Origin of the sequence: Streptomyces sp. NBC_01275, from assembly GCF_026340655.1 — a bacterium.
In the GTDB taxonomy this organism is placed as follows: Bacteria; Actinomycetota; Actinomycetes; order Streptomycetales; family Streptomycetaceae; genus Streptomyces.
In genome coordinates, this window is record NZ_JAPEOZ010000001.1 from 4,582,570 (window position 1) to 4,596,054 (window position 13,485).

General features: G+C 69.8%; 12 protein-coding genes and 2 tRNA genes. 5 read left to right on the top strand and 9 right to left on the bottom strand.

Annotated elements, in window-relative coordinates:
• Positions 1-372: 372 nt before the first annotated feature.
• On the bottom strand, positions 373-1,215 hold the full coding sequence (locus OG562_RS20065; protein WP_266399687.1) for a hypothetical protein: 843 nt from the start codon (positions 1,213-1,215) through the stop codon (positions 373-375).
• Between the two features lie 221 nt (positions 1,216-1,436).
• On the opposite strand from OG562_RS20065, the gene OG562_RS20070 reads away from it, so the two are divergent.
• Complete coding sequence (locus tag OG562_RS20070) at positions 1,437-2,540, top strand: Glu/Leu/Phe/Val dehydrogenase dimerization domain-containing protein (RefSeq protein ID WP_266399689.1); 1,104 nt, start codon at positions 1,437-1,439, stop codon at positions 2,538-2,540.
• Between the two features lie 334 nt (positions 2,541-2,874).
• Complete coding sequence (locus OG562_RS20075) at positions 2,875-3,135, top strand: DUF3073 domain-containing protein (RefSeq protein ID WP_266399690.1); 261 nt, start codon at positions 2,875-2,877, stop codon at positions 3,133-3,135.
• Positions 3,136-3,240: 105 nt separating this feature from the next.
• Here the strand turns inward: OG562_RS20075 and purM are convergent, their stop codons facing one another.
• The 8 genes from purM to purS all read right to left on the bottom strand — a co-directional run bounded on the left by purM (position 3,241) and on the right by purS (position 12,368).
• A complete protein-coding gene (purM, locus tag OG562_RS20080) occupies positions 3,241-4,341 on the bottom strand; it encodes a phosphoribosylformylglycinamidine cyclo-ligase (protein ID WP_266399692.1) in 1,101 nt (366 codons plus the stop codon).
• Positions 4,342-4,375: 34 nt separating this feature from the next.
• Positions 4,376-5,902 carry an amidophosphoribosyltransferase gene (gene purF / locus OG562_RS20085; protein WP_266399694.1) on the bottom strand — a complete coding sequence of 509 codons (1,527 nt, stop codon included), beginning with the start codon at positions 5,900-5,902 and terminating at the stop codon, positions 4,376-4,378.
• 245 nt (positions 5,903-6,147) lie between these two features.
• Positions 6,148-6,636, bottom strand: coding sequence for an META domain-containing protein (locus OG562_RS20090; protein ID WP_266399696.1), 489 nt, complete (start codon positions 6,634-6,636; stop codon positions 6,148-6,150).
• 83 nt (positions 6,637-6,719) lie between these two features.
• Positions 6,720-7,517, bottom strand: a complete 798-nt coding sequence (locus tag OG562_RS20095) for a maleylpyruvate isomerase family mycothiol-dependent enzyme (protein ID WP_266399697.1) — start codon at positions 7,515-7,517, stop codon at positions 6,720-6,722.
• 89 nt (positions 7,518-7,606) lie between these two features.
• A complete protein-coding gene (locus OG562_RS20100; RefSeq protein WP_266399699.1) occupies positions 7,607-8,878 on the bottom strand; it encodes a hypothetical protein in 1,272 nt (423 codons plus the stop codon).
• 270 nt (positions 8,879-9,148) lie between these two features.
• Positions 9,149-11,407: a phosphoribosylformylglycinamidine synthase subunit PurL gene (gene purL, locus OG562_RS20105; RefSeq protein ID WP_266399700.1), complete on the bottom strand. Its 2,259-nt coding sequence runs from the start codon at positions 11,405-11,407 to the stop codon at positions 9,149-9,151.
• On the bottom strand, positions 11,404-12,108 hold the full coding sequence (gene purQ / locus OG562_RS20110; protein WP_266399702.1) for a phosphoribosylformylglycinamidine synthase subunit PurQ: 705 nt from the start codon (positions 12,106-12,108) through the stop codon (positions 11,404-11,406). The genes purL and purQ overlap by 4 nt, the downstream gene beginning before the upstream one ends.
• Positions 12,105-12,368, bottom strand: a complete 264-nt coding sequence (gene purS / locus OG562_RS20115) for a phosphoribosylformylglycinamidine synthase subunit PurS (protein WP_266399704.1) — start codon at positions 12,366-12,368, stop codon at positions 12,105-12,107. Before purS ends, purQ begins: the two co-directional genes overlap by 4 nt.
• Positions 12,369-12,732: 364 nt before the next feature.
• Here purS and OG562_RS20120 point away from each other — a divergent pair, with 364 nt between their 5' ends.
• The 3 genes from OG562_RS20120 (at position 12,733) to OG562_RS20130 (ending at position 13,448) form a co-directional block, all read left to right on the top strand.
• On the top strand, positions 12,733-13,050 hold the full coding sequence (locus OG562_RS20120; protein ID WP_266399707.1) for an Lsr2 family protein: 318 nt from the start codon (positions 12,733-12,735) through the stop codon (positions 13,048-13,050).
• Positions 13,051-13,220: 170 nt separating this feature from the next.
• Positions 13,221-13,292 (top strand) — tRNA-Gly (locus OG562_RS20125).
• 80 nt (positions 13,293-13,372) lie between these two features.
• A tRNA-Gly gene (locus tag OG562_RS20130) sits at positions 13,373-13,448 on the top strand.
• Positions 13,449-13,485: the final 37 nt, after the last annotated feature.

Consider the following 13,485-nt stretch of genomic DNA (forward strand, 5'->3'; position numbering starts at 1 on the left):
GGACCATGCCATAGCGGACAGTCACGCCACTGTGACGATCAGTCACAGGACGATCAGGAGTCACGAGACCCCCCAAAGCGCGCAATGCCGAGAAATCCCCCCACGGTGGAACGCAAGTGGACGGAAGGAGCCCTCCCCGGACTCCTTGTCCTATTTTGGCACGAGGAGGGGCAAGCGGCGCAAGGGCCGTGTACGTGCGGTCCGTCACCCTTGAGACAAAAGCCCGGATCGGGACCTACGTCCCGTCAGTTCCGTGAAGTGCGTGAACCGTACGCTGTTCGAACGCCCACGGCCGTGACGTACGTCACTTATGAAAGCGCTGTCGCCTCTGTCACACCGTCAGTTCACAGACGGCGGGTCTCGCGGGTCCCGTCAGTTCGCCGACCGTCGGTCCCGGATCGACCGCCAGCGGTCCACGAGCCGCCCGTACGCCTCGCCCGCCGCCTCGCCGTCGCCGATCCGCAGCGCCTCGATGCCCTCGGCCACGTCCTTCGCCGAGTGGTCGTCCTCCAGCTCACCGGCCGGCAGCACATGCACCAGGCCGCCGTAGTCCAGTTCCACCAGCGAACGCGGATGGAACTCCTCCAGCCAGCGCCCCACGTCGAACAGGCCGTCGATCAGCGGCCCCTCGTCCATGGCGTCCTTGAGCGTGCGCAGCCCCCGCGCCACCCTCCGTCGCGCCTGCACCATCGGCGTGCGGTAGCGCAGCACGGAGGCGACCTCGGCGGTCCCCTTCTGGTACTCCCGCTCCCCGTCGGAGACCAGCACGAACCAGTTCAGCGGCACCTGCCAGGTCGCCGTGCGGATCCACGGCCGGGCGTCCGGGTTGGCCTCCAGCCACCGCTCGTGGTCCTGACCGGCCTGCAGCCGTACGACCTCGGGGAGCGCCGCCTCCAGGACCGGCCGGGGCAGCTCGTCGTCCAGCTCGGCGAGGGCCTCCCAGCCGCGCAGCCGGGTCCGCCAGGGGCACACGCACAGCACCCCGTCGACCTCGGCCACGAACGCGTCGCCGCTCTCGTGCACCGGCACGATCACCGGCGGGGTGGCCGCCAGGTCGGTCAGGGAGCGGCGCAGCTCGTCCTGGTAGGTGGGGAGGTCGGCGCGGCGGGCGTAGCGCGCCCAGTGGGTGCGCTCGGGCTCGGGGAAGGCGGCCAACGGCTCGTAGACGCGCAGATAGACCGCGTACGGGACGATCACCGAGGACACCTTGGGCACGCCTGCTCCCTCCCCCGCCACCCGACCGGGAAACCTGCGGAACCCACGTGCGGGGCCGTGGGCAAACCATGCGAATCGTCGCACGTCCGTACTCCGGGAGGAGGTGATCCCGGACACTGCATGATCCGCGGGCCGCCCAGGCTCTACGCTCATCCCACCGGCCCCGCCATCCTTACGGAGCCCTGCCCCGACCAGCCGCTAGTTACCCAGGAGTCACCACCGTGACCGACGTATCCGGCGCGTCTGCTGATGTGCTGCACACCCTCTTCCACTCGGATCAGGGGGGTCATGAGCAAGTCGTGCTCTGCCAGGACCGTGCGAGCGGCCTCAAGGCCGTCATCGCCATCCACTCCACCGCTCTGGGCCCCGCGCTCGGCGGTACGCGCTTCTACCCGTACGCGACCGAGGCGGAGGCCGTCGCCGACGCGCTGAACCTCGCGCGCGGGATGTCGTACAAGAACGCCATGGCCGGTCTGGACCACGGCGGCGGTAAGGCCGTGATCATCGGCGATCCCGACACGATCAAGACCGATCAGCTGCTGCTCGCCTACGGCCGTTTCGTCGCCTCGCTCGGCGGGCGGTACGTGACCGCCTGCGACGTCGGCACGTATGTCGCCGACATGGACGTCGTGGCGCGCGAGTGCCGCTGGACGACCGGGCGCTCGCCGGAGAACGGCGGCGCGGGCGACTCCTCCGTCCTGACCGCCTTCGGCGTCTACCAGGGCATGCGGGCCTCCGCCCAGCACCTGTGGGGCGACCCGTCGCTGCGCGGCCGCAAGGTGGGCGTCGCGGGCGTCGGCAAGGTCGGCCACCACCTGGTGGACCACCTGCGCGAGGAGGGCGCGGAGGTGGTCGTCACGGACGTGCGCGAGGACGCCGTACGCCGGGTCCTCGACCGGCACCCCGAGGGCGTGACGGCCGTCGCCGACACCGAGGCGCTGATCCGCGTCGAAGGGCTCGACGTGTACGCCCCCTGCGCGCTCGGCGGGGCGCTGAGCGACGCCTCCGTGCCGGTGCTGACGGCGAAGGTCGTCTGCGGCGCGGCCAACAACCAGCTCGCCCACCCGGGCGTGGAGAAGGACCTCGCCGACCGCGGGATCCTCTACGCGCCGGACTACGTGGTGAACGCAGGCGGGGTCATCCAGGTCGCCGACGAGCTGCACGGGTTCGACTTCGAGCGGTGCAAGGAGAAGGCGGCGCGGATCTTCGACACCACGCTGGCCATATTCGCACGTGCGAAGGAAGACGGGATTCCGCCGGCCGCCGCGGCCGACCGGATCGCCGAGCAGCGGATGCACGACGCCGTCCGGGGGCGCGGTCGGTGACGTTCCGCCGAGGTTCGAAAGCGCCTCGGCTCGCAGGTCTCTCGCGAGGTCTCTCGCGGGTTTGTTCGGTACCGCTCGGTGGAAAGTTAGAGAGAACTCTCACCCCTCCGGGCGGGTCGGCCGCAGATAAGTGGTTAAAATCGCCACTGACCAGCAAGGACGGGGCGCTTCAAACGTGCTGCGCACACGCGCGTGCTACGGGCGACGTACCGTACGGGCGTGGGCTCAGGTACCGTGGGAGCCCTACGACGGGCTCTCCATGGAGAGGCCGTTCTGGATCATGAACGCGTGTCAACCTGGGGCCGTCGAGCCCCGTCGTTGAGGGGGTCGAGCCATGGGGCGCGGCCGGGCCAAGGCCAAGCAAGCGAAGGTCGCCCGCCAGCTGAAGTACAACAGCGGCGGGACGGATCTCTCACGCCTGGCCGAAGAGCTGGGCGCATCGCCATCGAATATTCCACCGAACGGTGAGCCGTTCGAGGACGATGACGATGACGATGAGCAGGACGACGACCCGTACGCACGGTACGCCGAGCTGTACGGGGCCGACGACGAGGACGACGAAGAGGACTCCTCACAACACCGTCGCGGCGCTTGACCTTGTACTGAGCACCCGCCCGGTCGGTGACTTCGGTCACCGACCGGGTCTTGTGCTGCTCCAGCGAGGATCACTCCGTCTGCGATCACTCCGTCTACGGAGCACTCACACCGCGTAGTCCCCGACCAGTTCGGCGCCCGTGGTGTGTTCGCCGCGCTCGGCGATCTCGCCGGCGACCCAGGCCTCGACCCCGCGGTCGGCCAGCGTCGCCAGGGCCACGTCCGCCGACTCCTCGGGCACGATCGCGATCATGCCGACGCCCATGTTCAGGGTCTTCTCCAGCTCCAGGCGCTCGACGGAGCCGGTCCGGCCGACGAGGTCGAAGATCGGGGCCGGGGTCCAGGTGGAGCGGTCCACGACGGCGTGCAGTCCGTCGGGGATGACCCGGGCCAGGTTGGCCGCGAGTCCGCCGCCGGTGATGTGGCTGAAGGCGTGCACGTCCGTCGTCCGGGTCAGTGCCAGGCAGTCCAGCGAGTAGATCTTGGTGGGCTCCAGGAGCTCCTCGCCGAGGGTGCGGCCGAGGTCGTCGACGCGCGCCTCCAGGGACAGGCCGGCCTGGTCGAGGAGGACATGCCGGACCAGGGAGTACCCGTTCGAGTGAAGGCCGGAGGCCGCCATGGCGATCACCGCGTCACCCGTCCGGATACGATCCGCGCCCAGCAGCCGGTCGTACTCCACGACGCCCGTGCCGGCGCCGGCGACGTCGAAGTCGTCCTCGCCGAGCAGGCCCGGGTGCTCGGCGGTCTCGCCGCCGACCAGGGCGCAGCCGGCCAGCACACAGCCTTCGGCGATGCCCTTGACGATGGCCGCGACACGCTCGGGGTGCACCTTGCCGACGCAGATGTAGTCGGTCATGAAGAGCGGCTCGGCGCCGCACACCACGATGTCGTCCATGACCATGGCGACCAGGTCGTGGCCGATCGTGTCGTAGACGCCGAGGCGGCGGGCGATGTCGACCTTCGTGCCGACGCCGTCGGTGGCGGAGGCGAGGAGCGGCCGCTCGAAGCGCTTGAGGGCGGAGGCGTCGAAGAGGCCGGCGAAGCCGCCGAGGCCGCCGAGGACCTCGGGGCGCTGGGTCTTCTTCACCCACTCCTTCATCAGCTCTACGGCGCGGTCGCCCGCCTCGATGTCGACGCCGGCAGCCGCGTAGGAAGCACCGGCACCAGTGCCCGCCGACGGAGTCGACTGATCAGATACAGCAGACATTGCCTGGGATCTTTCGCGTTGATTGATACGGGGCTTACGGGCGACGGATGGCGTCGGCCGCAGCCGTGGCGGCGGGACCCGCGGCCAGCTCGGTCTCCAGCAGCTGCTTGCCGAGCAGCTCGGGGTCCGGGAGCGCCATCGGGTACTCGCCGTCGAAGCAGGCGCGGCAGAGGTTCGGCTTGGCGATGGTGGTCGCCTCGATCATGCCGTCGAGGGAGATGTACGACAGGGAGTCGGCGCCCAGCGAGGTGCCGATCTCGTCGATCGTCATGCCGTTGGCGATGAGCTCCGCGCGCGTGGCGAAGTCGATGCCGAAGAAGCAGGGCCACTTCACGGGCGGGGACGAGATCCGGATGTGGACCTCGGCGGCCCCGGCCTCGCGGAGCATCCGCACCAGGGCCCGCTGGGTGTTGCCGCGCACGATCGAGTCGTCGACGACGACCAGCCGCTTGCCCTTGATGACTTCCTTCAGCGGGTTCAGCTTCAGGCGGATGCCGAGCTGGCGGATGGTCTGCGAGGGCTGGATGAAGGTCCGGCCGACGTAGGCGTTCTTGACCAGTCCCGCGCCGAAGGGGATGCCGGAGGCCTCCGCGTAGCCGATGGCGGCCGGGGTGCCGGACTCCGGAGTCGCTATGACCAGGTCGGCCTCGACCGGGGCTTCCTTGGCCAGCTTGCGGCCCATCTCCACCCGGGAGAGGTACACGTTCCGGCCGGCGATGTCGGTGTCGGGGCGGGCCAGGTACACGTACTCGAAGACACAGCCCTTGGGCTTCGCATCCGCGAATCGGGAGGTACGCAGGCCGTTCTCGTCGATGGCGACGAACTCGCCCGGCTCGATCTCGCGGACGTAGGAGGCGCCGCAGATGTCGAGGGCGGCGGACTCGGAGGCGACGACCCAGCCGCGCTCCAGACGGCCGAGGACCAGCGGACGGATGCCCTGCGGGTCGCGGGCCGCATAGAGGGTGTGCTCGTCCATGAAGACGAGGGAGAAGGCGCCCTGGACCTGCGGGAGGATCTGGTGGGCCGCCTCCTCGATGGTCAGCGGCTTGCCGTCGGGGTCGACCTGGGCCGCGAGGAGAGCGGTCAGCAGGTCGGTGTCGTTGGTCGCCGCGACGCGCGGGGTGCGCCCCTCCTGCTTGGGCAGGTCGGCGACCATCTCGGCGAGCTGGGCGGTGTTGACGAGGTTGCCGTTGTGGCCGAGCGCGATCGAACCGTGCGCGGTGGCACGGAACGTCGGCTGGGCGTTCTCCCACACGGAGGCGCCGGTGGTCGAGTAGCGGGCGTGTCCGACCGCGATGTGACCCTGGAGCGAACCGAGCGAGGTCTCGTCGAAGACCTGGGACACGAGGCCCATGTCCTTGAAGACGAGGATCTGGGAGCCGTTGCTGACCGCGATTCCCGCGGATTCCTGACCCCGATGCTGGAGGGCGTAGAGCCCGAAGTAAGTGAGCTTGGCGACCTCTTCACCGGGAGCCCAGACTCCGAAGACGCCGCAAGCGTCCTGGGGGCCTTTCTCGCCGGGGAGCAGATCATGACTGAGTCGACCGTCACCACGTGGCACGCCACCGAGTGTAGGCGAGGTCGTCCACTGGTCCGAATTGGGGATACCTGCCGGTAACTGGATCACCGGTCGGCGAGCCTCTCCATGATCGACTCATTTTCGCAGGTCAGGGTGTGCGTCAGGTGATCCACTAGGGAGGCGGGCGCCGCCTGGCGAAGGGCGGGCGGGGAGCCGTTTCCGTAGGCGTGAGTGAGGTGTCGCACACCATTCGGGCCGACGGGGGCGGGACTCGCCCTGCCGGGCCCTCATTCGGCGGTCAGCCGGACCTGGTCGCCGTCGGTCGTGCTGAGCGTCAGCGTGGCGTCCCCGACCTCGGCGGTGAGGGTTCCCTCGGCGAGCGTGCGGGAGAGCGTGCGCTCGAACTCCATGGGCTCGTCCGCGCAGGCCATCCTGGTCGAGCGGGCGTCGCTGAACCGGATGCGGTCGCCCTCGACGACGGCCTTGGCGTTGAAGTGGTTGCAGCCGTAGCTGCCCGCCGCGCGGCCGTCCTCGATCTCCACGTGCGCGCCGTCGGGGGCGCGGTGGGCCGTGCCGTCCACGGTGACGCCGACCACGTTCCACCGGACGCCGGTGACGGGCTGCGCGGGGCTCACCGCCGCGCTGCCGGGCTGCTCGCCGTCCGCCCGCTCCCCGCCGCAGGCCGCGCCGAGCGGACCGAGGACGACGACGGTGACGGCGACGACGGCCGGGAGCGTGCGCTGCCTGTACGTGCCCCTGTACCTGTCCCTGTACACGCCGATGGGGTCCATGCCGATGGGACGGTCGCCCGGGACGACCGGTTCCCCTTGTGCCGTCCCTGCCCTCGAACGGCAGCGGGTCAGGTCGTCAACGGCAGCAGCCCGGCGAGGTCCGCCCGCTCCCCGCTCGCGCTGACCTCGGCCGCCTCCACTGCGTCCTTCCAGGTCACCCGGCCGGTGGCGAGCCGGATCCAGGTCAGCGGGTCGGTCTCGACGACGTTGGGCGGGGTGCCCCGGGTGTGCCGGGGGCCCTCGACGCACTGCACGACGGCGTACGGCGGGATCCGCACCTCCGTGGAGCCGCCGGGGGCCTTGACGGCGAGGGCGTCGGCGAGGAGGCGGGTGGCCGCGGCGAGGGCCTGACGGTCGTGGGGGATCTCCAGGCCGGGGACGGCGGCGTTGAGGTCGTCGGTGTGGACGACGAGTTCGACGGTACGGGTGACGAGGTAGTCGGCCAGGGGCATCGCGCCGGCGTGGGTGGCGAGGAGGCGGGGGGCGGGGTGGGCGTCCAGGTGCTCGGTGAAGCGGCGCCCGGTGTCGGCGAGGAAGGCGGTGAGGTCGGCGTGCTGCTCGGCGAGGAGGTGGGCCCGCCCGTCGACGACGCCGGAGTTCGCTGAGGTGGCGAACGGCCAGTCGAGGAGCGTGGCGTCCTGCCGGGCCGGCTCCGGCTGCTCGAGGAACCGGCCGACGGCGAGGAGGGCCGTCCCGATGTGCGCGACCAGTTCCCGTACGGTCCAGTCGCCGAGCCGGGTGGGCAGCGCGAGCTGCTCGGGGGTGAGGCCGCCCACCGCCTCCCTCACGTTTGCGAACTGGGCCAGTACCGCGGCCCGGATCTTGACGGGGTCGTACGCGCGCGTGCGCTTCTTGGCCGGAGGCATGGCGGTGAGCCTAGGACAGGTCCTGGAACGGGTCCTCGAACGGGCCCTGGGACGGGTCCTGGGACGGGTCTCCTGGAACCGGGTCCTAGCTAGGTCTGGTCGGTGAAGTCGGCGTGCGTGGGGAACGTCAGGTCGGTGCAGCCGCGGCGCTTCATGGCGTCCTCGGCGTACGTGCGGAACACCTTCTCGTAGTCGGCCGTGGCCAGCCTGGCGTAGCCGGAGGACAGGGTCATGGTGTGGATCTCGGGCTGTCCGGCGCAGACGGAGGACGCCCACCAGATCGGCTCGTCGCGGTCCCGGCCGGCCTCGCCGGGGGCGGCGAGAAGCGGGCTGGTGGAGTTGTCCGAGTCGAGGTCGGGCAGCCGGATGTTCTTCGCCTCCTCGCCGGAGTAGGTGTGGAACGAGGCGAAGTACTGGCCCGGACGGTCGGGGCTGTCGATCCCGTGCTTGCTCAGCTCGGCGGCGTGGGCGGACCAGAGGGCGTACGCGCGGTCCTCGCTGAGGACCAGGGCGCAGCGCTCGTCCCACACCTTGGCGTCCGTGCGGCTCTCGAGGACCTGGTCCGCGAACAGCGTCCGGCTTGCGAGGCCCGCCTTCCGGTACCAGCCGCAGGTGCCGTCGGCGTCCGCCTCGGCGGCCGGGGTCGGGCCCTCGGTCAGGGCGGGTATGTCGTCCGGCGGGTCGGGCAGACGCTCGGCGCAGCCCTGACGGCCGGCGAGGCGGTTGGCGGTGATCACGGCGGTCTCGGCGAGTACGGCGCGGTCGTGCGCGGTGAGCTGGCCGTCCTCGGTGAACGGCGAGCCCGTGGCCATCAGCGAGGCCCTCGCCCAGAGGGCGTTGACCTCGCCCGGTCCCCCGTCGGACTCGCCGTCGGTGCAGGGGAGCTCGACGGTGACGCCGCTGTCCGTGACGATGCCGGCAATGCCGCCGCCGAGCGGCTGGTCGGGGTAGGTGTGGTCGCCGTAGGGGCCGTTGGGGTCGAGGAGGTCGTCCCACGGTTCCTCGGGGAACAGGCCCTTGTCCGCGGGCAGGGCCCCTACCGCGCCCGTGAAGAACCAGCGCTCCCCGCTGTCCGTGCCGTACTTCTCGCCGGCCTCGGTGCTGAAGAGCTCGCAGTCCTGCGGGAGCCCGTCGTCGAGGTCGATCGTGCCCTCGTCGGCGACGCGGTGCGAGACGGTGCCGCCCGCGGCGGAGAGGGTGAGCACGCGGCCCGCCGGGACCAGGCCGGCGCAGGCCTGGTCGATCTGGTACCTGCCGTAGCCGTACTGCCAGATGTCGATGCCGCTCCATCCGATGCCGGCGACGGCTACCAGGCAGAACGTCACGTTCACGAACTTCTGCGCGCGCTCGGGTACCTTCACTGCTCCCCCATGTCCCCCACGTCCCCCGTGGCTCCCGTGCTCTCGAAATTAGCAGCAGCCACTGACAACAGCGTTTCCCGGCCACGGAGTTCCCACAGGACCGTCACACCCACGTGGTCAGGCGCCTCCGCCCCGACGCCTTGACGTCTCGACGCCCCTACGCCCCGCGCTGAGGCGCGCACACGGTGAAGGCCCCGCTCGTCGAAACGAACGGGGCCTTCACCGCCGTAGAACCGCGAACTCCGCGAAACCGCGTGTCCGCGTGTCCGCTTACGCGAGCAGCGCCGGGATCGTGTCCTCGTGGGCCTTGCGCAGCTCCTCCAGGGAGAGTTCGAACTCGCCCTGGACGTCGACCGTGCCCCCGTCGACGACGCCGATGCGGGTGACGGGGAGGCCCCGCGCGCCGCACATGTCGTTGAAGCGGAGTTCCTCCGAGCGCGGTACGGCGACGACCGCGCGGCCCGCCGACTCGGAGAAGAGGAAGGTGAACGCGTCCAGGCCGTCGGGGACGATCAGGCGCGCGCCCTTGCCGCCGAGCAGCGCGGACTCGACGACCGCCTGGATCAGACCGCCGTCGGACAGGTCGTGCGCAGAGTCGATCATGCCGTCGCGGGAGGCGGAGATCAGGATCTCGGCCAGCAGGCGCTCGCGCTCCAGGTCGACCTTCGGGGGCAGGCCGCCGAGGTGGTCGTGGACGACCTGGGACCAGGCCGAGCCGCCGAACTCCTCACGGGTGTCGCCGAGGAGGTAGAGCAGCTGGCCCTCCTCCTGGAAGGCGACCGGGGTGCGCCGCGCGACGTCGTCGATGACGCCCAGGACCGCCACGACCGGGGTCGGGTGGATGGCGGCCTCGCCCGTCTGGTTGTACAGGGACACGTTGCCGCCGGTCACCGGGGTGCCCAACTGCTGGCAGGCGTCGGCCAGTCCGCGGACGGCCTCCGCGAACTGCCACATGACCGCCGGGTCTTCGGGCGAGCCGAAGTTCAGGCAGTCGGAGACGGCGAGCGGCTTCGCGCCGGTCGTCGCCACGTTGCGGTAGGCCTCGGAGAGCGCCAACTGCGCTCCCGTGTACGGGTCCAGCTTCGCGTAACGGCCGTTGCCGTCCGTCGCGATGGCGACGCCGAGGCCGGTCTCCTCGTCGATGCGGATCATGCCCGAGTCCTCGGGCTGGGCCAGCACCGTGTTGCCCTGCACGAAGTGGTCGTACTGGGACGTGATCCACTTCTTGGAGGCCTGGTTGGGAGACGCGACCAGCTTCAGGACCTGGGCCTTGAGCTCGTCGGAGCTTCCCGGTCGCGGGAGCTTGCCCGCGTCGTCCGCCTGGAGCGCGTCCTGCCAGGACGGGCGGGCGTAGGGGCGCTCGTAGACCGGGCCGTCGTGCGCGACCGTGCGCGGGTCGACGTCGACGATCTTGCCGCCGTGCCAGAAGATCTCCAGGCGGTCGCCGTCCGTCACCTCGCCGATGACGGTCGCGATCACGTCCCACTTGTCGCAGATCTCCAGGAAGCGGTCGACCTTCGCCGGCTCCACGACCGCGCACATGCGCTCCTGGGACTCGCTCATGAGGATTTCCTCGGGAGAGAGCGTCGAGTCGCGGAGGGGCACGTCGTCGAGCGTGACGGTCATGCCGCCGGAGCCGTTGGACGCCAGCTCGGACGTGGCGCAGGACAGGCCCGCCGCGCCCAGGTCCTGGATGCCGACGACCAGCTTCTCCTTGAAGGCCTCCAGGGTGCACTCGATGAGGAGCTTCTCCTGGAAGGGGTCGCCGACCTGGACGGCGGGGCGCTTCGAGGGCTTGGCGTCGTCGAAGGTCTCACTCGCCAGGATCGACGCGCCGCCGATGCCGTCGCCGCCCGTGCGGGCCCCGTAGAGGATGACCTTGTTGCCGGCGCCGGACGCCTTCGCGAGGTGGATGTCCTCGTGCCGCATGACGCCGATGGCGCCGGCGTTGACCAGCGGGTTGCCCTGGTAGCAGGCGTCGAAGACGACCTCGCCGCCGATGTTGGGCAGGCCCAGGCAGTTGCCGTAGCCGCCGATGCCCGCGACGACGCCCGGCAGGACGCGCTTGGTGTCGGGGTGGTCGGCCGCGCCGAAGCGCAGCGGGTCGACCACGGCCACCGGCCGGGCGCCCATCGCGATGATGTCGCGGACGATGCCGCCGACACCGGTCGCGGCGCCCTGGTAGGGCTCGACGTACGACGGGTGGTTGTGCGACTCGACCTTGAAGGTGACCGCGTAGCCCTGGCCGACGTCGACGACGCCGGCGTTCTCGCCGATGCCCACGAGCAGCGCATCGGACTGGGGGGCCTTCTCGCCGAACTGGCGGAGGTGGACCTTGGAGGACTTGTAGCTGCAGTGCTCGGACCACATGACCGAGTACATGGCGAGCTCGGCGCCGGTCGGGCGGCGGCCGAGGATCTCCACGACCCGCTCGTACTCGTCCTTCTTCAGACCGAGTTCGGCCCAGGGCAGCTCGACGTCGGGGGTCTCGGCCGCGTGCTCGACCGTGTCCAGAGGCGTCCGGCTCATGCGTTGACCAGCTTCTTGAGGATCGAGGTGAAGAACGGGAGGCCGTCGGTGCGGCCGGAGCCGACGAGCGGCTCGACGGCGTGCTCCGGGTGCGGCATGAGGCCTACGACGTTCCCGGCCTCGTTGGTGATGCCGGCGATGTCACGGAGCGAACCGTTGGGGTTGCCGTATCCGTCGGCGGCTTCGCCGCCGACGACGTACCGGAAGGCGACGCGGCCCTCGGCCTCGAGCTGGTCGAGGGTGTACTCGTCGGCGACGTACCGGCCGTCCATGTTCTTCAGCGGGATGTGGATCTCCTGGCCGGCCGTGTAGTCGGCGGTCCAGGCGGTCTCCGCGTTCTCCACCCGCAGCTTCTGGTCGCGGCAGATGAAGTGGAGGTGGTCGTTGCCGAGCATTCCGCCGGGGAGCAGATGGGCCTCGGTGAGGATCTGGAAGCCGTTGCAGATGCCGAGGACCGGGAGGCCGGCCTTCGCCTGTTCGATGACGGTCTCCATCACCGGCGAGAAGCGGGAGATGGCGCCGGCCCGCAGATAGTCGCCGTAGGAGAAACCGCCCGGCAGGACGACCGCGTCGACCTGGTGGAGGTCCTTGTCCTTGTGCCAGAGGGCGACCGGTTCGGCGCCCGCGAGGCGGATCGCGCGCTGGGTGTCGCGGTCGTCGAGGCTGCCCGGGAAAGTGACGACGCCAATACGAGCGGTCACTTCGCGGCCCCCGCGACTTCCTCCACCTTGACGGTGAAGTCCTCGATCACGGTGTTGGCGAGGAAGGATTCCGCAAGATCGTGGATGCGGGCGAGGGCGGCCTCGTCGACCGGCCCGTCAACTTCCAGTTCGAATCGCTTTCCCTGGCGTACATCGGAGATCCCTTCGAAACCCAGCCGCGGCAGTGCGCGCTGCACCGCCTGGCCCTGGGGGTCGAGGATCTCCGGCTTGAGCATGACGTCGACTACGACGCGTGCCACGGGCACTCCCGGTGGTGTGGTGCTGAGCAGGGTCCCTGCAGGTGTCTCCAACAGGTGTCTTCAGACTACCCGCACAAAATTTCTACGCGAGTAGAGTTGTAGGAAACTACGTGAGCGCCATCACGATCCGGTATCGGACCAGTGCCTTCACGAAAAGTTCAGGGAAAGATCCGTGATACGCCCGGCTTGCCCATTGCGCCGAGACACGCGGGGAGATTTAGTCGGGCTTCACATTGCAATGCCGGGCACTGTACAAATGAATTGGCAATAGCCGATACTTTGCCCCATAACTGGCTGACAGTCGACATCTCCGTGACGTCTTGGCACGTCATCGCAGAGCTGTCGCACGAAGGGACCGATATTCGTGGCGCAGAAGGTCGTGGTCACTCTCTTTGACGACATCGACGGCTCGGAAGCGGCGGAAACGATCGCCTTCGGACTCGACGGCAAGTCGTACGAGATCGACCTGAATGAAGCCAATGCCAAGAAACTGCGTAAGGCGCTCGAGCCCTACGTGGACGCCGGCCGCAAGCGGTCGAGGTCCGGCAAGGCGTACAAGCAGACGGAGGTCGCCCCCGACCCCGCGGCCGTCCGGGCCTGGGCCCAGGCCAACAAGCTGGAGGTGCCGGCCCGCGGGCGCATCCCCAAGAAGGTCTACGAGGCGTTCGCCGAGGCTCAGTGACCCTCTTGGCACAGCCGTGCCCGTGAGCTGCGAGCCGCGCCCGTGAGCCACGGGCGACGGCCGGTCATCCGCCCCTCGGGAGAACCGACTTGCGCTGCACCCCTCCTGGTCAGCTAGAGTCTGGAACACGCCGAGGGGCAAGGCCGAAGGGCCCGGCTCACGGAGTACACGCGGGTGTAGTTCAGTAGCAGAACATCCCCCTTCCAGGGGGAAGGCGCAGTGTGCAATTCCTGTCACCCGCTCTGCATCGCCGTCCGGACCACTGTGGTGGATCGGGTAGGCTGGTGCTCGCGCCGATCGGTGAGAGCCGGTCGGAGGCAATGCGGACGTAGCTCAGTTGGTAGAGCGCAACCTTGCCAAGGTTGAGGTCGCGAGTTCGAGCCTCGTCGTCCGCTCCATCGTAGAAGCCCCGGTCATCGGCCGGGGCTTTTTCGT

Coding starts and splice junctions, on each gene's coding strand:
- OG562_RS20075 (WP_266399690.1), top strand. CDS start 2,875: ATGGGGCGCGGCCGGGCCAAGGCCAAGCAAGCGAAGGTCGCCCGCCAG.
- purM (WP_266399692.1), bottom strand. CDS start 4,341: ATGTCTGCTGTATCTGATCAGTCGACTCCGTCGGCGGGCACTGGTGCC.
- OG562_RS20095 (WP_266399697.1), bottom strand. CDS start 7,517: ATGCCTCCGGCCAAGAAGCGCACGCGCGCGTACGACCCCGTCAAGATC.
- purL (WP_266399700.1), bottom strand. CDS start 11,407: ATGAGCCGGACGCCTCTGGACACGGTCGAGCACGCGGCCGAGACCCCC.